Raw genomic sequence first — 19,773 nt, 5'->3', positions numbered from 1 at the left:
ACCTATGATCGGTCGCCTTGTGGTGGTCGGTCTGGGGTTGATCGGTGGTTCGTTTGCCAAAGGCTTGCGTGAAAGCGGTATCTGCCGCGAAGTGGTCGGGGTCGATCTCGACCCGCAGTCGCGCAAGCTGGCGGTTGAGTTGGGCGTTGTGGATCGCTGTGAAGATGACTTGGTGGCAGCCTGTCAGGGTGCTGACGTAATTCAGTTGGCAGTGCCGATCCTGGCCATGGAAAAAGTGCTCGCGCGTCTGGCGGGCATGGATCTGGGGCAGGCGATTCTGACTGACGTCGGCAGCGCCAAAGGCAATGTTGTACGCGCAGCCAGCGAAGCGTTTGGCGCCATGCCGCCGCGTTTCGTGCCGGGCCATCCGATTGCCGGTTCCGAGCAGAGCGGGGTGGAAGCCTCCAATGCGGAACTGTTCCGTCGCCACAAAGTAATCCTCACGCCGCTTGAGCAAACCGATCCGGCTGCGCTGGCTGTGGTCGACCGTCTGTGGCGCGAATTGGGCGCCGACGTCGAGCACATGCAGGTCGAGCGTCACGATGAAGTGCTGGCTGCGACCAGCCATTTGCCGCACCTGCTGGCCTTTGGTCTGGTCGACTCGTTGGCCAAGCGCAATGAAAATCTTGAGATCTTCCGTTACGCTGCGGGCGGTTTCCGCGATTTCACAAGAATCGCCGGAAGCGACCCGGTGATGTGGCACGACATCTTCCTCGCCAACCGCGAGGCTGTCCTGCGCACACTCGATACATTTCGCAGCGACCTCGACGCCTTGCGCGACGCGGTCGATGCAGGGGATGGGCACCAATTGTTGGGCGTTTTCACGCGCGCCCGGGTTGCCCGCGAGCATTTCAGTAAAATCCTGGCCCGCAGGGCCTATGTGGACGCTATGAATTCCAACGATCTGATCTTCCTGGCTCAACCTGGTGGCCGCCTGTCCGGTCGGATTCGCGTACCGGGTGACAAATCGATTTCCCACCGCTCGATCATGCTCGGCTCGCTGGCCGAAGGCGTCACCGAAGTCGAAGGCTTCCTTGAGGGCGAAGACGCCCTGGCGACCTTGCAGGCATTCCGCGACATGGGCGTGGTCATCGAGGGCCCGCACCACGGCCGCGTGACTATTCATGGTGTCGGCCTGCACGGTCTGAAACCGGCGCCGGGCCCGATCTATCTGGGTAACTCCGGCACCTCGATGCGTCTGCTGTCCGGTTTGCTGGCTGCGCAGAACTTCGACAGCGTTTTGACTGGCGATGCGTCGTTGTCCAAGCGCCCGATGAATCGCGTAGCCAATCCGCTGCGTGAAATGGGCGCGGTGATTGAAACTGCTGCCGAAGGTCGTCCGCCGATGACCATTCGTGGCGGCCACAAGCTCAAAGGCCTGACTTACACCATGCCGATGGCCAGTGCTCAGGTGAAGTCCTGCCTGTTGCTCGCCGGTCTGTACGCTGAAGGCAAGACCACTGTGACCGAGCCGGCTCCGACTCGCGACCACACCGAGCGCATGCTGCGTGGTTTCGGCTACCCGGTAAATGTGGATGGCGCCACGGCTTCGGTTGAGTCTGGCGGCAAGCTGACCGCGACCCACATTGAAGTGCCAGGTGATATCTCCTCCTCGGCATTCTTCCTGGTAGCGGCCTCGATCGCCGAAGGTTCGGAGCTGGTGCTTGAGCACGTCGGCATTAACCCGACCCGCACTGGCGTCATCGACATCCTGCGTCTTATGGGCGCGGACATCACTCTGGAGAACCAGCGTGAAGTTGGCGGCGAGCCGGTCGCTGACCTTCGCGTGCGGGCAGCTAAGCTTAAAGGTATCGAGATTCCTGAAGAGCTGGTCCCGTTGGCTATCGACGAATTCCCGGTGCTGTTCGTCGCCGCAGCCTGTGCCGAAGGGCGCACTGTGCTGACTGGCGCAGAAGAGCTGCGGGTCAAGGAATCGGATCGTATTCAGGTGATGGCTGACGGCCTGTTGGCGCTGGGCGTGAAATGCCAGCCAACCCCGGACGGCATCATCATCGACGGCGGCCAGATCGGCGGCGGCGAAGTGCATGGTCACGGCGATCACCGTATTGCGATGGCGTTCAGCGTTGCCTCGTTGCGCGCCACTGCACCGATCCGCATCCATGATTGCGCTAACGTCGCGACGTCGTTCCCCAACTTCCTCGCGCTGTGCGGGCAGGTCGGTATTCGTGTGGCACAAGAGGCTCAGTCGTGAAAAACATTGCACCGGTCATCACCATTGATGGGCCAAGCGGCTCGGGCAAGGGCACGGTCGCCGGGATTCTGGCCAAGCGTCTGGGCTGGAATCTGCTGGATTCCGGTGCGCTATACCGTTTGCTCGCCTTTGCTGCGCACAACCATGGTGTCGACCTGACCAATGAAGAGCTGCTGAAGAAACTCGCCGCTCATCTGGATGTGCAGTTCATTGCGGCGACCGAAGGTCAGTTGCAGCGAATCATTCTGGAGGGCGACGAAGTCAGTGATGTGATCCGCACCGAAAGCGTCGGCTCCGGTGCTTCGCAAGTGGCTGCATTGCCCGCCGTGCGCGAGGCGCTGCTGCAGCGCCAGCGTGCATTCCAGGAAGCGCCGGGCCTGGTGGCCGACGGTCGCGACATGGGCACGGTGGTTTTTCCTGATGCGCCGCTGAAGATTTTCCTGACCGCCAGTGCCGAGGAGCGGGCGCGCCGTCGATATTTGCAGTTGAAGGGCAAAGTCGAGGGTGTTAGTCTGTCGAGTCTGCTAGATGAGATCCGTGCACGCGACGAGCGTGACACCCAGCGAGCGGTAGCCCCGCTTAAGCCGGCGGCTGACGCCATACAGCTGGATTCCACGGAGTTGTCCATCGATCAGGTGCTTGAACGCATCATGAGCGAGATCGCCATTCGCGATATCGCCGGGTGACCAAGAAGGCCGCAGGGGACCAGTCATAGTCCTGTGGTGCTTCTTTTTAATGAAACTAACCCACACCGTCTGGGGTGTGGAGATGGGCGTATCCTTCGCCCTCATTTACAGGAATTAAAATGAGCGAAAGCTTTGCGGAACTCTTTGAAGAAAGCCTAAAAACCCTGAACCTTCAGGCAGGCTCCATCATCACCGGTGTTATCGTTGATATCGATTACCAAGCTCGCTGGGTAACCGTTCACGCTGGCCTGAAGTCTGAAGCACTCATCCCGCTTGAGCAGTTCTACAACGACGCTGGCGATCTGACTATCAATGTCGGTGACGAAGTTCACGTTGCTCTGGACTCGGTTGAAGACGGTTTCGGTGAAACCAAGCTGTCCCGTGAAAAAGCCAAGCGCGCTGAGTGCTGGATCGTTCTGGAAGCAGCATTCGCAGCTGAGGAAGTGGTCAAGGGCGTTATCAACGGTAAGGTTAAAGGCGGCTTCACTGTCGACGTTAACGGCATCCGTGCGTTCCTGCCAGGTTCCCTGGTTGACGTCCGTCCAGTGCGCGACACCACGCACCTGGAAGGCAAAGAGCTGGAATTCAAGGTCATCAAGCTGGACCAGAAGCGCAACAACGTTGTCGTTTCCCGTCGCAGCGTCCTGGAAGCCGAGAACTCCGCCGAGCGTGAAGCTCTGCTGGAATCCCTGCAGGAAGGCCAGCAAGTCAAAGGTATCGTCAAAAACCTCACCGATTACGGCGCATTCGTCGATCTGGGTGGCGTGGACGGCCTGCTGCACATCACCGACATGGCCTGGAAGCGCATCAAGCATCCTTCCGAGATCGTCAACGTTGGTGACGAAATCGACGTCAAGGTTCTGAAATACGATCGCGAACGCAACCGTGTTTCCCTGGGCCTGAAGCAACTGGGCGAAGATCCATGGGTTGCTATCAAAGCCCGTTACCCAGAAAGCACTCGCGTTACCGCTCGTGTAACCAACCTGACCGACTACGGCTGCTTCGCTGAGCTGGAAGAAGGCGTTGAAGGTCTGGTACACGTTTCGGAAATGGACTGGACCAACAAGAACATCCACCCTTCGAAAGTCGTACAAGTCGGCGACGAAGTGGAAGTTATGGTTCTGGACATCGACGAAGAGCGTCGTCGTATCTCCCTGGGCATCAAGCAGTGCAAATCTAACCCATGGGAAGATTTCTCTGGCCAGTTCAACAAGGGCGATAAAATCTCCGGCACCATCAAGTCGATCACCGATTTCGGTATCTTCATTGGTCTGGACGGCGGCATCGACGGTCTGGTTCACCTGTCCGACATCTCCTGGAACGAAGTTGGCGAAGAAGCTGTTCGTCGTTTCAAGAAGGGCGACGAGCTGGACACCGTTATCCTGTCGGTTGACCCAGAGCGCGAGCGCATCTCCCTGGGTATCAAGCAGCTGGAAAGCGATCCGTTCTCCGAGTACGTTCAAGAGAACGACAAAGGCGCAATCGTTAAAGGCACTGTGAAAGAAGTTGACGCCAAAGGCGCCATCATCGTTCTGGCCGACGATATCGAAGCGACTCTGAAAGCCTCCGAAATCAGCCGTGACCGCGTTGAAGACGCGCGCAACGTTCTGAAAGAAGGCCAGGAAGTAGAAGCCAAGATCATCAGCGTTGACCGCAAGAGCCGCGTGATCCAGCTCTCCATCAAGTCGAAAGACGATGCTGAAGAGAAAGAAGCTATCCAAAGCCTGAAGGCTGAAGAAGCTCCTACTGGCGACACCACCATGGCGGCACTGCTGCGCCAGGCAATGGCCAAACAGAACTAAGTTCTGCTTGATCATGAAAAAGGGCGACTTCGGTCGCCCTTTTTTGTGTCTGCGATTTAGTGTCCGCGGCTTGCATGAAGGTTTTGGTGAAACCAATCTGGCTTCCGGGTGGTCTGTTTCTTTAATCGGATCAATCGCCTATTCACGACTAAGCTTGGTCTTAAGCGTGTAGTCGTCGGGCAGTTGCCTGGCATAAGGAAGTGGATGAACAAGTTTATTGTCCTCATGGGTGTACTGGTTTTGGCAGGCTGTACGACCAGTGCCAAGACCCATGCCGTGCGTGGTGTCAGTGGTATAGAGGTCGACTGCTCTGGATTGGGCTCTGGCTGGGAGAAATGTCAGAAGCGTGCGGCAAAGGAGTGCAAGGGGGCGGGGTACAAGGTGATTACGCGATCGGATGATGCCAAGGATGAAGATGAGTTTCCTTTTGGCTTCAACCCGGCAGGCTACGTGACACGAACCATGCTGGTGATATGCCGTTAAGCATGCCATGCCCTGTTTGTTGCTGTGATGCCCTGAAAACGGGCGTTTCGACGCGGTGGAAGATATGTCAATCCCTGGGCTGTTCAAAATCTTCCGGGCGTGCTAAAACCTTTCAAGCGCTGATCTAGCTGCTTGAAAAAGAAGGGAAAAATATGACGAAGTCGGAGTTGATCGAACGAATTGTCACCCATCAAGGGCTGCTCTCATCCAAGGATGTGGAGCTGGCCATCAAGACCATGCTTGAACAAATGTCCCAATGTCTGGCCACCGGGGATCGTATCGAGATCCGTGGGTTTGGCAGTTTCTCTCTACACTACCGTGCGCCGCGCGTCGGTCGTAATCCCAAGACCGGTCAGTCCGTCAGTCTGGACGGTAAGTTCGTACCGCATTTCAAGCCGGGTAAAGAGCTGCGCGATCGGGTGAATGAGGAAGAGGAGGAGGGGGTTTGATTTTCTCTACTTATTATCAAGGAGGCGCAAATGCGTAACCTCAAGCGCGTGCTTCTTGGTGCTCTTGTTCTTTTGCTGGTGTTAGTGATTCTGGCCTTTGTGCTGGAGAATCAGCAGTCAGTGTCGCTATTGTTTCTTGGCTGGTCGATGCCCCGGTTGCCGGTTTCTATGCTCGTGGTCTTGGCTCTGTTGGTCGGAATGCTTGTCGGTCCAGTGCTCGGCTGGTTTCTCGGGCGTTTTTCCCAGAGGTCGCGCAAGCATCTTGTTTGATTGCTGCTCTGCGCCAGAGGGCTACCTTGTACCGCAGCCACTGCTATCTCCAGGATTCATGGTGTTGCTTAAGGGGTCGAGCATCTCATTCGTAGAGTTGTGCTCCTCAATCGTAATGGGTCGTTTCTGTCTGGCCGAGGCGGGCTGCAGCTCCTCTCGTTTGACTGCAGTTTAATTTTTTTGATTTCCGAGCTGAACGCTACAAGTGGGATGGCATGACTGTAAAATTACCAAAAGTTGCGGTTTTGCTAGCGGCGTATAATGGAATTCGGTGGATTGAAGAGCAGGTGACTTCGATTCTTGCGCAGTCTGGGGTTGAAGTAACTGTATATATCAGCGTGGACCCCTCGACAGACGGAACTGAAGCTTGGTGTGCGACGCTTGCAACTAACCTGCCGAATGTCATCCTGTTGCCGTCCGCTGGGCGATTTGGTGGTGCATCTCGCAATTTCTTTCGACTGATCCGCGATGTTGATGTCGGCAATTTTGAGTTTTTTGCTTTATCTGATCAGGATGATGTCTGGTACGCGGATAAGCTTCTGCGTGCGGTGTCTCAGCTCGGGCAGCAACGGGCTGACGCATACTCCAGTAATGTTACGGCTTTCTGGCTGGATGGTAAAACAAGGTTGCTGGATAAGGCGCAACCCCAAGTTGCATGGGATTATCTGTTTGAAGCGGCTGGCCCGGGCTGTACCTACGTTTTGACCAAGCGTTTGTTTGAGTCGATTAAGCTGTCGGTGGTAAGCAATTGGGATGCTTTACAGGGCGTCAGTCTGCATGATTGGTTCTTTTACGCATATGCGCGTAGTCATGGGTATCGATGGTTCATTGATCCGATACCTTCCATGGATTATCGCCAGCATGATAGTAATCAAGTAGGCGCCAATACCGGATTGCGCTCTTTGGTGGCTCGATATAAAACTATTAATAATGGTTGGTGGTTTAGTCAGGTGCAACTAATTGCCAGGGTGGTGGGGAGTGATACTACTGCCTTTGTATCAAGTTGGTTCTCGTTGAGTCGCTCACAATTGTTCAGGCTTTCTTTTAGTGCGTGGTGTTGTCGGCGTCGGGTTCGCGATAAGCTATTATTTTTCATTGTCTGTTGGAAGATGATGTTGGTGTGGAATAAAGGCTGATAGTTTATTTTGGCGGTTAGAGGCTGTTATTTGTTATTGCTGTTGACGATTGGAACTTGTTCCGTATTGGCCTCGTACAGCTCGGTTGCGCTCGGGCGGGCGCTTGTATTTTAAGGTTCTTCAAAAGCGCAGTGATGGCGCAGGTTTAGCTCGTCAGCAGCCGTTAGTAGTTCTCTTGCCTGCGGATCTGCTTTCTCGCTGATGGCTATATGATGTCACCTCTGCGAGGTCTTGTTCACGCTGATCATTAGCTCTTCACCTGTGGAATCCTGCGTAGTCACTAGGTATCAATCTTCCGTTTTACCTCTCTCGGATGCAGCTATGTCTGGCTCGGCGACGGGCTAGAGCCGCCGTGGCTGTCGTCGCTTTTTTGGGTGTGAGGCGTGTCAATTGATGTAGAATGCGCAATCGGACGGTAAGAGCAAAAGCAAAGATCGGATGTTTTTTTATTAGTGATGGGCGCCTTTTTGGGGCGACGGTTCGTGCAAAGAGGGATTTTGTGACGGTTTCCAGCCAGAGTTTTGGTACAGATAATGCCGTCCAGGTAGCTGGCGAGCATATTGCGAATGTCGCAATTCTTATGTGTACATACAACGGTGCATCATTTCTTGCTGAGCAACTCGACTCACTTGAACGTCAAACGTATCGCAATTGGACGCTTTATGTTTCCGACGACGGCTCTCAAGATCAAACTCTGGAAATTTTGGAAACATTTCGAACTGAAATGGGGGCGGATCGCGTCCAAGTATCGAAAGGTCCCAAGAGAGGGTTTGTAGCGAATTTCCTGTCCTTGTCCTGTCGAGCTGATATCGAGGCAAATTTTTTTGCTTGGTCGGATCAGGACGATATATGGAAGGATGCAAAGCTCGAGAAGGCGCTTGCGTGGTTACAGGGAGTACCCGATCAGGTCCCGGCTCTCTACTGTGGCCGTACCGAGCTGATTGGCGAATCGGGTGTCTCGTGCGGGTATTCACCACGTTTTAGTCTTCCTCCCCATTTCTCAAATGCACTGGTTCAGAGTATTGGTGGTGGCAACACCATGGTCTTTAACCGGGCAGCGCGCGATCTGTTGCTGGAGGCGGGCGACCGTGTTGATGTGCCATGCCACGATTGGTGGGCTTACCTTCTTGTTTCTGGAGCGGGTGGCGAAGTTCATTACGACCCTGAGCCTATGCTCCTTTATCGCCAGCATGAGGAAAATCTGATTGGTGGGAATTCAGGTTGGTCTGCGCGCCTCAAGCGCTTACCCTTGATTTTTCAAGGTCGTTTCTGCAGGTGGAACGACCAGATCATCAATGCGCTTGAAGCGATGTATCATCGTTTGAGCCCTGAGCATCAAGTGACTCTGGCTCGATTCAAAGATGCACGCACTCAGAAACTCTTTTCAAGAATCCTGGGTTTTCAGCGTGCCGGTATATACCGGCAGACGTTGTCTGGAAATCTGGGGCTTATTCTCGTTGTTCTACTGAAAAAGATCTAAATTTATGACCATCTTAGTCACCGGCGGTGCCGGTTTTATCGGGGCGAACTTTGTACTGGACTGGCTGGCACAGTCGGATGAACAGGTGATCAACCTGGACAAGCTGACCTATGCCGGGAACCTGGAAAGCCTGGCAAGTCTGGACGGGGATGCGCGGCATGTATTTGTGCAAGGTGATATCGGTGATGGTGCGCTGGTAACACGCTTGCTAAACGAGCACCAGCCTCGTGCGATCCTCAATTTCGCCGCTGAATCCCACGTTGATCGCTCAATTCACGGTCCGGAAGATTTCATCGAAACCAATATTGTCGGGACATTCCGACTATTGGAAGCAGTGCGAGCTTATTGGGGCGGACTCGAGCTGGGTGCAAAAGAGGCGTTCCGCTTTCTGCACGTTTCTACGGATGAGGTTTATGGGTCGCTGGCAAAAGATGATCCTGCGTTCACCGAGACCCATCAGTATGAACCGAACAGTCCCTATTCGGCGAGCAAGGCAGCAAGTGACCACTTGGTACGTGCTTACCACCATACCTATGGCTTGCCTGTTCTGACGACCAACTGCTCGAACAACTACGGCCCGTACCATTTTCCGGAAAAGCTTATTCCGTTGATGATCGTCAACGCCCTTGCAGGTAAGTCTTTGCCTGTATATGGCGACGGCCAGCAAATTCGCGACTGGCTATACGTCAAAGACCACTGCAGTGCTATTCGCCGTGTACTCGAAGCCGGATTGGTCGGAGAGACTTACAACGTTGGTGGCTGGAATGAGAAGCCAAATCTCGACATCGTCCACACCGTTTGTGGTTTGCTCGATGAGTTGCGTCCTCGCGCTGACGGCCAGCCTTACCATCACCAGATCGCTTATGTTACCGATCGTCCAGGCCACGACCGTCGTTACGCAATTGACGCTCGAAAGCTTGAGCGGGAATTGGGTTGGAAACCCGCTGAAACATTTGAAACTGGCATTCGAAAGACTGTCGAGTGGTACCTCGATAATCAGGTATGGGTAGGTAATGTCACTAGCGGAGCTTATCGTGATTGGGTAAGCAGGCAGTACACATGAAAAAAATTGTTTTATTTGGAAGTAATGGGCAAGTAGGCTGGGAGTTACAACGCTCCCTGCCTTTGCTTGGGAACTTAGTCGCTTGTGATCGTAGCAAAGTCGACCTTTCTGATTTGGACGCTGTATCAGCTTATCTTGAATTGGAACGTCCAGATATTATTGTTAATGCGGCCGCTTATAACGCTGTAGATTTGGCTGAAACTTTCGAGGAAGAAGCGCAAAAAATCAACTATCATCTGGTTAAAGCTCTGGCGGACTACGCCGCAATCAACAGTGCTTGGCTTGTACATTATTCTACTGACTATGTTTTTGATGGGCAGTCAGCTTTGCCTTACACAGAGGTTGATCGTCCTAACCCATTGAGCGCTTACGGGCGTTCAAAAGCTCTAGGTGAGAGTGCGGTTGTTAATAGTGGATGTAACCACCTTTTAATGAGAACAAGTTGGGTTTACTCCGCCCGGGGTGGTAACTTTGCGAAAACGATTCTGCGCCTTGCTGCGAGTAAAAGTACTTTTTCAGTAGTAAATGATCAGGCTGGAGCTCCTACTAGCGCGTCGTTGGTTGCCGATACGACAGTCCTGTGTCTTTACAGAATTCTAAATTGTGAGGATCCCCAACGCCTGAGTGGCACGTACCACTTGGTGGCGTCAGGTTATGCGAGTTGGTATGAGTACGCTCGCTATTTGGTCTCTGAGGCTCTTGATTTAGGGATGGATTTGAAGTGCACTGAGGAAGATATTCTAGCCGTCAGCAGCGCCGAATATCCTACGAAAGCTATCAGGCCAAAAAACTCTAGACTTGATAACTCTAAAATTAAAAGTGCGTTTAATATAAATATTCCTGACTGGAAGAATCACATTAGGCGTACGATTTCTGATATGGCTTGGCAGGGATGATTATGTTTCGTAAAGGTATAATTCTTGCGGGTGGCTCGGGTACGCGTTTACACCCAGCAACACTTGCAATTTCAAAACAGCTTCTCCCGGTTTTTGATAAACCAATGATCTACTATCCGCTGAGCACTTTAATGCTGGCGGGAATTAGAGACATATTAATTATTTCCACCCCTCAGGACACGCCTCGTTTCGAGCAACTCCTCGGCGACGGTTCAAAATGGGGAATCAACCTTAGTTATGCCGTTCAGCCAAACCCTGATGGACTGGCTCAAGCATTTATCATTGGTGAGGAATTCCTCGACGGTGATGCGTGCGCATTGGTGCTTGGCGATAATATTTACCACGGGCATGATTTTCAGGAACTCTTGGCAAGCGCTATGCAGCGTGATTGTGGCGCAAGTGTTTTTGCATACCATGTCAATGATCCAGAGCGTTATGGCGTGGTCGAGTTTGACAAGTCGGGCAAGGCTATTAGTTTGGAAGAGAAGCCGTTAGAGCCGAAATCGAGCTACGCCGTGACCGGTCTTTATTTTTATGATGCAAGCGTCGTGGAAATTGCTAAGAGTATTAAACCCTCTGAGCGTGGCGAACTTGAAATCACTGATGTGAATCGCGTTTACCTAGAGCGTAACAACCTCTCGGTGGAAATTATGGGAAGGGGATATGCTTGGCTGGATACTGGGACTCACGAATCCCTGCTTGAAGCGAGCCATTTCATTGCAACCTTGGAAAACCGACAAGGCCTTAAAGTCGCGTGCCCTGAAGAGTTGGCATGGCGCAAGGGATGGATATCAGACGATCAATTGCTCGCGTTAGCTATGCCATTAATCAAAAATGGCTACGGAAAGTACCTCAAGCGCCTCCTGGAGCACGAGAGTCATTGATCCGCAAACGGCTGGGCTGGCTTTTGGGGCCTTTCCGCGAAAGATGTAATTGGATAAAAATTTAAACCGCACAGCACTTGTGATTCGAGGCTAAATACATGTCAATTCAACTGTTTGTACCTAAATTTCGTGTCGACGAATGCCTTGAAGGGATTCGTGAATGTCTTGAGAAAGGCTGGACTGGGTTAGGTTTTAAAACTGTTGAGATGGAAGAAGCATGGAAGTCCTATACCGGGCTGCCGCACGCACATTTTCTTTCGTCGAACACCGTAGGTCTGGAGCTAGCTTTCCGCTTGCTCAAGACGAAGAATGGATGGGGCGATGATGCAGAAGTCATTACTACTCCGCTGACTTTCGTATCGACTAACCACGCAATTCTCTACGCAGGCCTGACGCCTGTATTCGCGGATGTTGACGAATCGCTGTGTCTAGACCCCGCTAGCGTCGAGCAGCGCATCACCGACAAGACCAAGGCACTGATTTTTGTAGGTATTGGTGGCAACGTCGGTCAGTACTCGAAAATCCTTGAAATTTGTAAAGCACGTAACATTGCTTTGATTCTTGACGCTGCCCATATGTCGGGTACTCGCATCAATGGGCGTCATGTATGTCCAGAAGCGGACGTTGTGGTGTTTAGCTTCCAGGCCGTAAAAAACCTGGCAACAGCCGACTCGGGCATGATCTGCTTCAAAAACGCGGAAGATGACGAACGCGTACGAAAGATGAGCTGGTTGGGTATCAACAAGGATACTTACGCACGTACTGCCGCTCAGGGCGCGTACAAGTGGATGTACGATGTTGAAGAAGTCGGTTTCAAATACCACGGCAACTCGATCATGGCTGTCATGGGCTTGGTTGCGTTGAAGTATCTGGATCGTGATAACGCTTACCGTCGCCAGCTCGCTAAGTGGTATCGCGAAAACCTAGAAGGTAGCGATAAAGTACGCTTTATTGAAATTAATCCGGAATGTGAGTCGTCAACTCACCTTGTGCAAATCCGTGTCAAAAACCGTGAAGAGCTGATGCTGGCCCTCAACGAGCACCAGGTATACCCAGGCGTACATTACCGTGATAACACGGAGTATCGTATGTATGCGCATGGTAATGGCACCTGCCCTAAAGCAGCATTGGCATCCCAGGAAATTATTTCGCTCCCGGTACACATGGGCCTCAGTAAAGCCGATGTAGACACCGTATCTCAATTGGTTGCCAAGTACGCAAAATGAAACCTACCCTCCACTCAGCATCTGATGAAGTCGTCGAGATCCGTCTATTAGAGGCGGCTGATTTACAGTCTACTTTGGACTGGAGAAACCGAGACGAAAACCGCCGATGGTTTATTAACTCAAACATCATCGAATGGGACAGTCACGTAAAGTGGTTCGAGTTCTATTCAAAAAAGTCTGATGATTTTGTGTTCGTCATCGCGGCAGATGGTGAGTTGGTTGGGCAATGCGCTGTTTATGGCGTGGATCTAAAAAGAAAGCGTGCCGAGGTCGGACGCTTTGTCGCTGCGCCAGACAATGCGGGTAAAGGTTATATCAAGCGAGGCTGCCAGCTGTTGATTGAAACCTGTTGGCAGCAGCTTGCGCTTGATAGTGTGTTTCTAGAAGTTCTGGAAGATAACGTCAGGGCGATTAAGTTATACGAAAAACTGGGCTTCAATGAAGTTTCCCGCAACGGTAAATTAATAGTGCTTGAGCTAAATAGGCTTTAGATGATCAGTCAGAATAGTTTTTTACCTAGTGCATTAAAATCGCTTCTCGAGTGGCGTGTATGGCTATACATGGGGCTTCAGGATATTAAGGCACGCTTTCGAAGGTCGGCTATGGGGCCGTTCTGGATACTGATAAACCTCGCAATGATGGTATTGGGTGCGGGTATGGTATATGGAGTGTTACTTAAACAGCCAATGGCGGAGTTTCTTCCGTACCTTACATGCGGTTTGATAATTTGGGGCTTCCTCGTTTCGTCTTTTGTTGATGGAGGATATGCGTTTGTGGGGTCTGAGGGCTATATCAAACAGTTTTCTTTTCCGAAACAAATTTATCTGTTTCGAGTATTGGTAACGTTGACTATTGTAATGCTTGTTGGCGTTGTTGCTCTGGCAGGTACGCTGTTATTTTTTGATCGATTTAAACCCATTGGTTGGCTGTATGCGCTGCCAGGGCTGGGGATTCTATTGGTTGCGGGTCTAGGGCATATAACTCTAAGTGCATACCTATCTGCACGCTTTAGGGATCTTCCGCATGCAATGAGCGGGATTTTTCAGGTCTTGTTCTTTGTTACTCCGATCATGTTTCCGGTCGCTATGTTGAAAGATCGCGGTCTGGATTTTATATATAAGTATAACCCGCTTTATTATCTGGTGGATGTTGTGCGTTTCCCTATTTTGGAGGGAACGTTTGCCGTCAAGCAAGACTATATGTTTTGCGCAGCCTATCTAACTCTTCTATGGGTAATCTGTATAGTGCTTGGGTCTAAAATGGACAAGAAAGTGGTTTATATGTTATGAGCGATATTTCTATAGCCCTAAAGGATGCGAGCGTCGTTTTTTCTGGGCAGACTGACTTCGTAGGTAGGTTGAAAAATACGATACTCCGTCGGCCAGTCATGTCCAACACTAAGGAATATACGATTAATGCGCTCTCTAATATCAATTTGTCAATTGAACGAGGCGAGCGCGTCGGTCTAATCGGATTGAACGGGGCCGGAAAAAGCACCCTGTTAAAGGTTATGGCGCGTATATATCCTACTACCTCTGGGACAGCGAACACACTAGGACATGTTTGTCCCATGTTTGAATTTGCGACCGGTTTTGAGATGAATCAATCCGGATGGGACAATATTCGAATTCGCGCACTGTTACTAGGTTTGAAACCTCGAGAAATCAAAGCAAAAATGCAAGAAATTGCAGAGTTTTCAGAGTTGGGCGAGTTTTTGAACTATCCGGTACGCACTTACTCAGCTGGCATGTTTATTCGCTTGGCATTCTCAGTGTCGACCGCAATCAATCCTGAAGTTTTGCTTCTTGATGAAGTTATGGGCGCTGGAGATATAAATTTTGCTCATAAAGCTCAAGAACGGATGAAGAAGTTTATGACTCAAGGAAAAATTCTTGTTTTTTCGAGTCATTCTCCAGATCTGGTTAGCGATTTTTGCGAGCGTACGATTTGGCTTGAAAAAGGAAAAGTCCGCATGGATGGGAAAACCGACCAGGTGCTAAAGACTTATTCAGATAATTATTCGGCAACTGTTTAAGGTTTGAACATGAAAGTCAGAGATCTTATTCGCGAAACTCAATGGATGCCCGGCAGTTCGTATGCTGAGGAGAAACGCCCTATCGTCTCCGTTCTTTTGCCGACTTTTAGACGGGCAAAAAGTGGTAAGTTTCGTAGCGCTATTGAGTCCGTTTTAAGCCAAACACTAACTGATCTTGAACTGATCATAGTAGACGACGCGAGTACCGATGGTAGTGCTGAGATTATTGCTGAGTTCATGGCCAGGGATTCGCGAGTAAGTTGTCTACGGCATATTAAAAACATTGGGCTCCCTGCTGTATCTGAGTACGAGGCTTATTCGAGGTCGCGCGGTCAATATATCGCGTTTGCTTTCGATGATGACGTATTCTTCCCCGATGCTTTATTAGAGCTTTATGGGCATGCTAAGGCTACACCCGATCAGGTCATTTATGGCACAGTCGGGATGAGAATTAAGGATGTGGGGTCTGGTAATGAGCAACTTGTTCCCCTCGGTGCAAGTTTAGCATCTCATAATATAAACAGTTGGAATTGCATTTCGAATAATGCTGTTCTGGTGCCCCGTGGTATTCTTGATGATATAGGACTGTATGATCCTCATATCCTTATGACACGTTTGTGTGATTGGGATTTATGGCGAAGGGTCTCAAGGAAGTATATTTTACGTTTCGTGGATGTATGTGTTGGGGAGATTGGTGGTCCTGCGACCAATGACAGCCTCGGTAACACGTATGCGCTGGATACTTGGGCATCCGAAGAGAAAATGAGGCAAGAGCGCGATAACGCGCTACGGCCGGAAAATTTTGAAGATTATGATATATTCGGGTTACCTGATTCTGCATCTCACTGTACCGCTGTTGCTGTGAGAGAGATGGCTGTCGCGCACGCACGTACCCGAACTAATTTTGAGATAGAAAGTTCGTTAAATAAATCAGATGATAACAGAAAAGTTCTGGTGATCACTGGTAATCACGATGCTTGCACCAGTATCTATTTTGATTATTTGCCTGAAGAATGGAAAAGTCGAGTTCGCGTAGTTCGATATCCTGGTGGTTGGCCGATCTCTGAAATTGCCCATGCTAGTTGCATTGTCTTTGTTCGGCAGTTGGATCCGTTTTTTGAATGGATAGCAGCTGCGCAAAAAATGCAAGTTCCTTGCTATTATTTTACAGATGATAACCTTACTTTACTTCAAGAAAGCAAGGAAATGAACTTCTTTGAAGATTTTAGTAAGAAAGCACTGCGAAATAAGCTGAAGGATTTTTCTGGCGTTTTAACAAGTACCGGTACTTTGCAAGAGTACTTTAAGGAACATCTGATTCATTCGAATGTAGAGTTTTTTCCCCGTCCTTTCGTGACTTGAAGATAGGTGTCGATGAATCAGTTCCTGTTCGAGAGCAATTAGTTATCGCTTTCGCAGGAGGGAGTCATCGACTATCTGCCCTTCAAGAGGTAATGCTGCCCGCTTTTTTGAAGTATGTTGAATCAGGCAGAAGCATTAAGTTAATTGTGGGCGGCGCTAGTTCTGCGTTTTCAGAAGAATTCAAGAAGCATGATAAGTTTGATTTGGTAACTATACCTTTTGAGCTGAATTGGGAATCTGCTCTATTGCAGATTTCTAAATACAGTCCCGATGTTCTTATTCATGCGCCTAGCGAAACAATCAATAATAAATACAAGACAATGAACGTAGCTAAGTCTGCGGATGTTTTGAATGCTTTGCTCGTTGTTCCTGATTACATGCCTTATTCAGAGTTGCGGGAGCTGAATATTGGTTGTGTTGTATCTTCACCGTTCATTGCACGTTCTTGGCTTGATATGTTGCAAAGTTTGGACGGAATTGATTTTCAGGAAGTAAAAAATAATAACAGGGCATATTGTGAGCAACAATTTTCAGGCTCGACCAGCTGCAGCGTTCTAGACTTCATGACTCAATCAGTCAAATTCAATGGGTTTTCAACGGTTGAAAGCAGATTGAAAATGATAGCCAGTGAGCACGGTGGCAGCATTGCTCTTCCAGCAAATGATGTAATAAAAAGTCCCAAAAAATTGATTGAAAGTCTCGAAGAGTTAGCTAGGCTTAGGCAGGCAGCTTCTAATTCTAAGCGATTAGGATTCATGGCCCGAAAGCATGATTTGTGGGAGAGTTTGATGCCCCAATTTGGCCAAATGAAAGAATTTTCACAAGCCGCTAAAAGCGGTAGTGCTGATATTGTTCTTGAGTTATCAAAATCTCTTCATGATATTCCATATGTTGAATATCCGATCGCCATTCCTGCAACTATTAAATCTATTATGGTGGCATTCACGACCGATGGGCTTCAGGATGGTTTGGTGGGAGTTGAGCTCGTTGGTGGAGGTGGCTCTGTAGTTTTTAACAGAGTAGTGTCGTTAAGTGGAGTAGATCTATCGTTACCTGTGGAATTTACTGTAGATCATGTAACCGCTTCGTCCTCGTCGGATTACAAGCTCCGTGTGTTTGCGCGTGCGACACATCCTGTTTATATGTTTGAGTTGGTTAAATATCGTTATGCGGGTTTGAAGCGCCTCCCTGTATACCCATTTGTGGAAATATCGACTGTATAGGTAATGCCGATGAAGTTAGATATTGGCTGTGGGCCAAAATGCCTGCCGGAATTTGTGGGTGTCGATAGATTTTCGCTGCCTGGTGTTATGGTGGTCGCGGATCTTGATAAATCGCTACCGTTTGAAGACGATTCTGTTGATTTAGTACATGCTGCTCATAGTTTGGAACATGTTTCAGACTTGATGTTTACAATGAGAGAACTCTATCGAGTCTGTAAGCACAAATCTCAGATTTGTATTGTTGCGCCATATTTCGAGCAAAAATTAAACTTAGCCAATCCATATCATCTCCAAGTATTTAATGAGCATACCCCAAGGTTTTGGACAAGTTTTCCATGGGCGCCCATAGATGAAAGAGAGTATTACCACCCCCACGCAGCTCCGTGGGGGCTATCGGAGTCGGACCACTCTAATCCAGGCTTAGATATTCGATTGCTTAGAATGGAGTTCTTTTACTTTCCTCGGTTCAGTCGATTGGAGCTTGCCTGCCAAAGAGAGCTTCGTCAGAATTTAACTGATGTTTGTCATCAGGTTGTTTACCACCTTGTAGTGTGGAAAGATAAATCGGATGATGATTATATCGAGTTGACCAAGCATTTGGATGTCTATCCTTTCTTAGATACGCCTGCTTTACAGAAAGCTAGAGAGAACTCGCTGACTCACGAAGGCGAAGGTAGCCACGCCCTGATTGCGGCTGAACGGCAATTTCGCGAAACGCTTGAAGTTGAACTCCGCGTAGAGCAGTACATGCAATTAAGTCAGCAGTTAAAATCGCAATATGATCACATTGTAGCGTGTGAGAGACACATACTAAAAAATGAAAAGCTAATCACGTTCCTCGCGGGCAAACTTGAGTTGCCGGATAACCAACTTAGGCGTTTCAATGACTATCTGAGCGCCAACTACCGTCGTGTCTCATCGAATGAGATGAGTCTTAGTGAAAAGCTTTTTGATGAGGGGTATGTCGAGTACCCGATAGCATCTAAAGGCTTTTATAATAGCGTTTCTGTCTGTGTTTATTTGTCCGACGATTCTGTAACGGCAAAGCTTGGTGTTGAGGTTGTTGGTAAAGATAACTCTATCTTATGGAATTCTGTGGAGTCATTGAGTAGCGTGCGTGGTATTGGCGTTATTAGTTTTTCTTTAATGGCGCCACTGAAACAAGAGAGCGTTGCGAGTGTTAGGATCTTTGGTAGAGATTTGGATATATCCGTTCAGGTTGTAGAGTGCTCTGTTACGTCCCTTTGGCCGCTCAGTGGTCGTAAAAAAGTTCCATATGTATGCTTTACGAATGATGAGTAATATTAATTCTGGTGTCGATATTCTGCTGATTATTGAGTCGGATATTGCGACTACTCAATTGACAGAACAATTGCTGTCGGAGTGCGCGAGATTTGGTGTCAGATACAAAAAGGTTTATCTGGCTCAACTTGATGAGGAGTCTTTTTCCAAACATGCTTTGCCGTTATTTGTGCGCACAGCTGATCCTGTCGCAGTATATTGGATGGAAGCTCTTAGGCGCAGCAATATTCCCTACTATTACTACATTGATGATAATTTTTGGCTAATAGGCGGAGACACTCCTTTAGCTAAATATTACAGGCATCCAATTATACGGCGCTCACTAAAATTTGTAGTGGAAAACGCAAGCGTCATAATAACGAATTCCGCGACCCTTAAGGATTTTTTGCTTCCAAAAAACTTTAATACTGTTTTGCTCCCTGCTTTTTTTGATTTTTCGTTATTACCGATAGGCCAGAATGAAACGAACTCGGAGTATAGAATCGGTTTCGCGGGTAGTCCATCGCGTGAGGCGGACTTGGCAATTCTACGGGATGTTGTTCCACTGATTATAAATAAATTTGATAACGTCGTTTTCGAGTTTATTGGTTGTTTTCCTAGTTGGTTGGAGCTAGGTCCCAGGGTAAGATTTTTTGAACATATGCATAGTTATGCCGACTACATAGCCTTTCAAGCTCAGCGGGGTTGGAAGATCGGCTTGGCCCCACTTGATAGCAAGAGCTCCAATAAATACAAAACTAATAATAAATATCGTGAGTACTCTGCCTTTCGATGCGCGGGAATCTATTCAGTGTCCGAAAGCTACGTTGGCTCCGTAGATGAAGGCGTGACTGGATTGTTGATTGAAGCTGGTTCTTCTGATTGTTGGGCTACAGCTATTGAGTGTTATATAAATGATGAGGTATACAGGGCGAGTATTGCCGAGAGGGCCTATGCCGATGTGCATAGCAGGTTCGAGATCTCAGTAGTTGCATCTCAATGGACTGCCCTTTTTCAAAAAGGAGGGAATCTACTAGGTGATGGGCGAATTAAGCCTGTTCGTGTATCAGTTTGGAATGGAATTGTTAAAAGAATATCCCATTATCGACTACTGATAGAGATATCGATGTACGAGGGCGGGGCAAAGCTTACTCTTTATCGAATTATCAATAAGGTGCTGAGAGTTTTGAAGTTGCGTTAATTTTTTTTGCGTGTTATTTATGCGCGTGGCATCAGGTTGGTAGTGCGTACTTTTAATTCGTATTTAATAAGTCGTTTGATTGAT

Annotated in this window: 19 protein-coding genes; all 19 read left to right on the top strand. The window is 49.3% G+C overall.

The genetic code is table 11. The features are described 5' to 3' along the window. Positions 1–4: 4 nt before the first annotated feature. The 19 genes from AB4N44_RS08860 to AB4N44_RS08770 all read left to right on the top strand — a co-directional run bounded on the left by AB4N44_RS08860 (position 5) and on the right by AB4N44_RS08770 (position 19,689). Positions 5–2,212, top strand: coding sequence for a bifunctional prephenate dehydrogenase/3-phosphoshikimate 1-carboxyvinyltransferase (locus AB4N44_RS08860; protein WP_460111586.1), 2,208 nt, complete (start codon positions 5–7; stop codon positions 2,210–2,212). Beyond that, entirely contained in the window at positions 2,209–2,898 is a 690-nt protein-coding gene (gene cmk, locus AB4N44_RS08855) for a (d)CMP kinase (protein WP_064391442.1), read from the top strand. The genes AB4N44_RS08860 and cmk overlap by 4 nt, the downstream gene beginning before the upstream one ends. Positions 2,899–3,017: 119 nt before the next feature. Continuing rightward, positions 3,018–4,700, top strand: a complete 1,683-nt coding sequence (gene rpsA, locus AB4N44_RS08850) for a 30S ribosomal protein S1 (protein WP_053122458.1) — start codon at positions 3,018–3,020, stop codon at positions 4,698–4,700. A gap of 204 nt (positions 4,701–4,904) precedes the next feature. Next, positions 4,905–5,183 (top strand): hypothetical protein, encoded by a 279-nt coding sequence (locus tag AB4N44_RS08845; protein ID WP_122597172.1) that lies wholly within the window; start codon positions 4,905–4,907, stop codon positions 5,181–5,183. Between the two features lie 152 nt (positions 5,184–5,335). After that, entirely contained in the window at positions 5,336–5,632 is a 297-nt protein-coding gene (gene ihfB, locus AB4N44_RS08840) for an integration host factor subunit beta (RefSeq protein ID WP_003189779.1), read from the top strand. A 30-nt stretch (positions 5,633–5,662) separates the two neighbouring features. Further along, positions 5,663–5,902, top strand: coding sequence for a lipopolysaccharide assembly protein LapA domain-containing protein (locus AB4N44_RS08835; RefSeq protein WP_150750680.1), 240 nt, complete (start codon positions 5,663–5,665; stop codon positions 5,900–5,902). A gap of 215 nt (positions 5,903–6,117) precedes the next feature. Continuing rightward, on the top strand, positions 6,118–7,038 hold the full coding sequence (locus AB4N44_RS08830; RefSeq protein WP_460109236.1) for a glycosyltransferase: 921 nt from the start codon (positions 6,118–6,120) through the stop codon (positions 7,036–7,038). A gap of 580 nt (positions 7,039–7,618) precedes the next feature. Continuing rightward, a complete protein-coding gene (locus AB4N44_RS08825) occupies positions 7,619–8,518 on the top strand; it encodes a glycosyltransferase family 2 protein (RefSeq protein ID WP_460111588.1) in 900 nt (299 codons plus the stop codon). A 4-nt stretch (positions 8,519–8,522) separates the two neighbouring features. Next, positions 8,523–9,581, top strand: coding sequence for a dTDP-glucose 4,6-dehydratase (rfbB, locus tag AB4N44_RS08820; protein WP_460109238.1), 1,059 nt, complete (start codon positions 8,523–8,525; stop codon positions 9,579–9,581). Further along, complete coding sequence (gene rfbD, locus AB4N44_RS08815; RefSeq protein ID WP_460109240.1) at positions 9,578–10,477, top strand: dTDP-4-dehydrorhamnose reductase; 900 nt, start codon at positions 9,578–9,580, stop codon at positions 10,475–10,477. Before rfbB ends, rfbD begins: the two co-directional genes overlap by 4 nt. Before the next feature lie 2 nt (positions 10,478–10,479). After that, the gene (gene rfbA / locus AB4N44_RS08810) at positions 10,480–11,361 is read left to right on the top strand and encodes a glucose-1-phosphate thymidylyltransferase RfbA (protein ID WP_460109243.1); all 882 of its coding nucleotides are present in this window, start codon (positions 10,480–10,482) and stop codon (positions 11,359–11,361) included. 98 nt (positions 11,362–11,459) lie between these two features. Continuing rightward, positions 11,460–12,587, top strand: a complete 1,128-nt coding sequence (locus AB4N44_RS08805; protein ID WP_460109246.1) for a DegT/DnrJ/EryC1/StrS family aminotransferase — start codon at positions 11,460–11,462, stop codon at positions 12,585–12,587. Next, positions 12,584–13,078, top strand: a complete 495-nt coding sequence (locus AB4N44_RS08800; RefSeq protein ID WP_460109248.1) for a GNAT family N-acetyltransferase — start codon at positions 12,584–12,586, stop codon at positions 13,076–13,078. Before AB4N44_RS08805 ends, AB4N44_RS08800 begins: the two co-directional genes overlap by 4 nt. Then, positions 13,079–13,876: an ABC transporter permease gene (locus AB4N44_RS08795; RefSeq protein WP_460109250.1), complete on the top strand. Its 798-nt coding sequence runs from the start codon at positions 13,079–13,081 to the stop codon at positions 13,874–13,876. Beyond that, on the top strand, positions 13,873–14,622 hold the full coding sequence (locus AB4N44_RS08790; protein WP_460109252.1) for an ABC transporter ATP-binding protein: 750 nt from the start codon (positions 13,873–13,875) through the stop codon (positions 14,620–14,622). The genes AB4N44_RS08795 and AB4N44_RS08790 overlap by 4 nt, the downstream gene beginning before the upstream one ends. Before the next feature lie 9 nt (positions 14,623–14,631). Beyond that, positions 14,632–15,984: a glycosyltransferase family 2 protein gene (locus AB4N44_RS08785; protein ID WP_460109255.1), complete on the top strand. Its 1,353-nt coding sequence runs from the start codon at positions 14,632–14,634 to the stop codon at positions 15,982–15,984. Then, on the top strand, positions 15,981–17,207 hold the full coding sequence (locus AB4N44_RS08780; RefSeq protein WP_460109258.1) for a hypothetical protein: 1,227 nt from the start codon (positions 15,981–15,983) through the stop codon (positions 17,205–17,207). The genes AB4N44_RS08785 and AB4N44_RS08780 overlap by 4 nt, the downstream gene beginning before the upstream one ends. 9 nt (positions 17,208–17,216) lie before the next feature. Beyond that, a complete protein-coding gene (locus AB4N44_RS08775; protein WP_460109259.1) occupies positions 17,217–18,509 on the top strand; it encodes a class I SAM-dependent methyltransferase in 1,293 nt (430 codons plus the stop codon). After that, on the top strand, positions 18,484–19,689 hold the full coding sequence (locus AB4N44_RS08770; RefSeq protein WP_460109260.1) for a glycosyltransferase family protein: 1,206 nt from the start codon (positions 18,484–18,486) through the stop codon (positions 19,687–19,689). The genes AB4N44_RS08775 and AB4N44_RS08770 overlap by 26 nt, the downstream gene beginning before the upstream one ends. Positions 19,690–19,773 lie beyond the last annotated feature (84 nt).

It is taken from the genome of Pseudomonas sp. S3_C06 (genome assembly GCF_054667675.1).
The sequence above is the reverse complement of the archived record's forward strand: the minus strand, read 5'-3'. Positions and strand labels throughout refer to the sequence as shown.

Bases quoted from the DNA above. Each gene is read 5' to 3' on its own strand.
- AB4N44_RS08860 (WP_460111586.1), top strand. From the start codon at position 5: ATGATCGGTCGCCTTGTGGTGGTCGGTCTGGGGTTGATCGGTGGTTCG.
- rpsA (WP_053122458.1), top strand. From the start codon at position 3,018: ATGAGCGAAAGCTTTGCGGAACTCTTTGAAGAAAGCCTAAAAACCCTG.
- AB4N44_RS08845 (WP_122597172.1), top strand. From the start codon at position 4,905: ATGAACAAGTTTATTGTCCTCATGGGTGTACTGGTTTTGGCAGGCTGT.
- ihfB (WP_003189779.1), top strand. From the start codon at position 5,336: ATGACGAAGTCGGAGTTGATCGAACGAATTGTCACCCATCAAGGGCTG.
- AB4N44_RS08835 (WP_150750680.1), top strand. From the start codon at position 5,663: ATGCGTAACCTCAAGCGCGTGCTTCTTGGTGCTCTTGTTCTTTTGCTG.
- AB4N44_RS08830 (WP_460109236.1), top strand. From the start codon at position 6,118: ATGACTGTAAAATTACCAAAAGTTGCGGTTTTGCTAGCGGCGTATAAT.
- AB4N44_RS08825 (WP_460111588.1), top strand. From the start codon at position 7,619: ATGTGTACATACAACGGTGCATCATTTCTTGCTGAGCAACTCGACTCA.
- rfbB (WP_460109238.1), top strand. From the start codon at position 8,523: ATGACCATCTTAGTCACCGGCGGTGCCGGTTTTATCGGGGCGAACTTT.
- rfbD (WP_460109240.1), top strand. From the start codon at position 9,578: ATGAAAAAAATTGTTTTATTTGGAAGTAATGGGCAAGTAGGCTGGGAG.
- rfbA (WP_460109243.1), top strand. From the start codon at position 10,480: ATGTTTCGTAAAGGTATAATTCTTGCGGGTGGCTCGGGTACGCGTTTA.
- AB4N44_RS08805 (WP_460109246.1), top strand. From the start codon at position 11,460: ATGTCAATTCAACTGTTTGTACCTAAATTTCGTGTCGACGAATGCCTT.
- AB4N44_RS08800 (WP_460109248.1), top strand. From the start codon at position 12,584: ATGAAACCTACCCTCCACTCAGCATCTGATGAAGTCGTCGAGATCCGT.
- AB4N44_RS08795 (WP_460109250.1), top strand. From the start codon at position 13,079: ATGATCAGTCAGAATAGTTTTTTACCTAGTGCATTAAAATCGCTTCTC.
- AB4N44_RS08790 (WP_460109252.1), top strand. From the start codon at position 13,873: ATGAGCGATATTTCTATAGCCCTAAAGGATGCGAGCGTCGTTTTTTCT.
- AB4N44_RS08785 (WP_460109255.1), top strand. From the start codon at position 14,632: ATGAAAGTCAGAGATCTTATTCGCGAAACTCAATGGATGCCCGGCAGT.
- AB4N44_RS08775 (WP_460109259.1), top strand. From the start codon at position 17,217: ATGAAGTTAGATATTGGCTGTGGGCCAAAATGCCTGCCGGAATTTGTG.
- AB4N44_RS08770 (WP_460109260.1), top strand. From the start codon at position 18,484: ATGTATGCTTTACGAATGATGAGTAATATTAATTCTGGTGTCGATATT.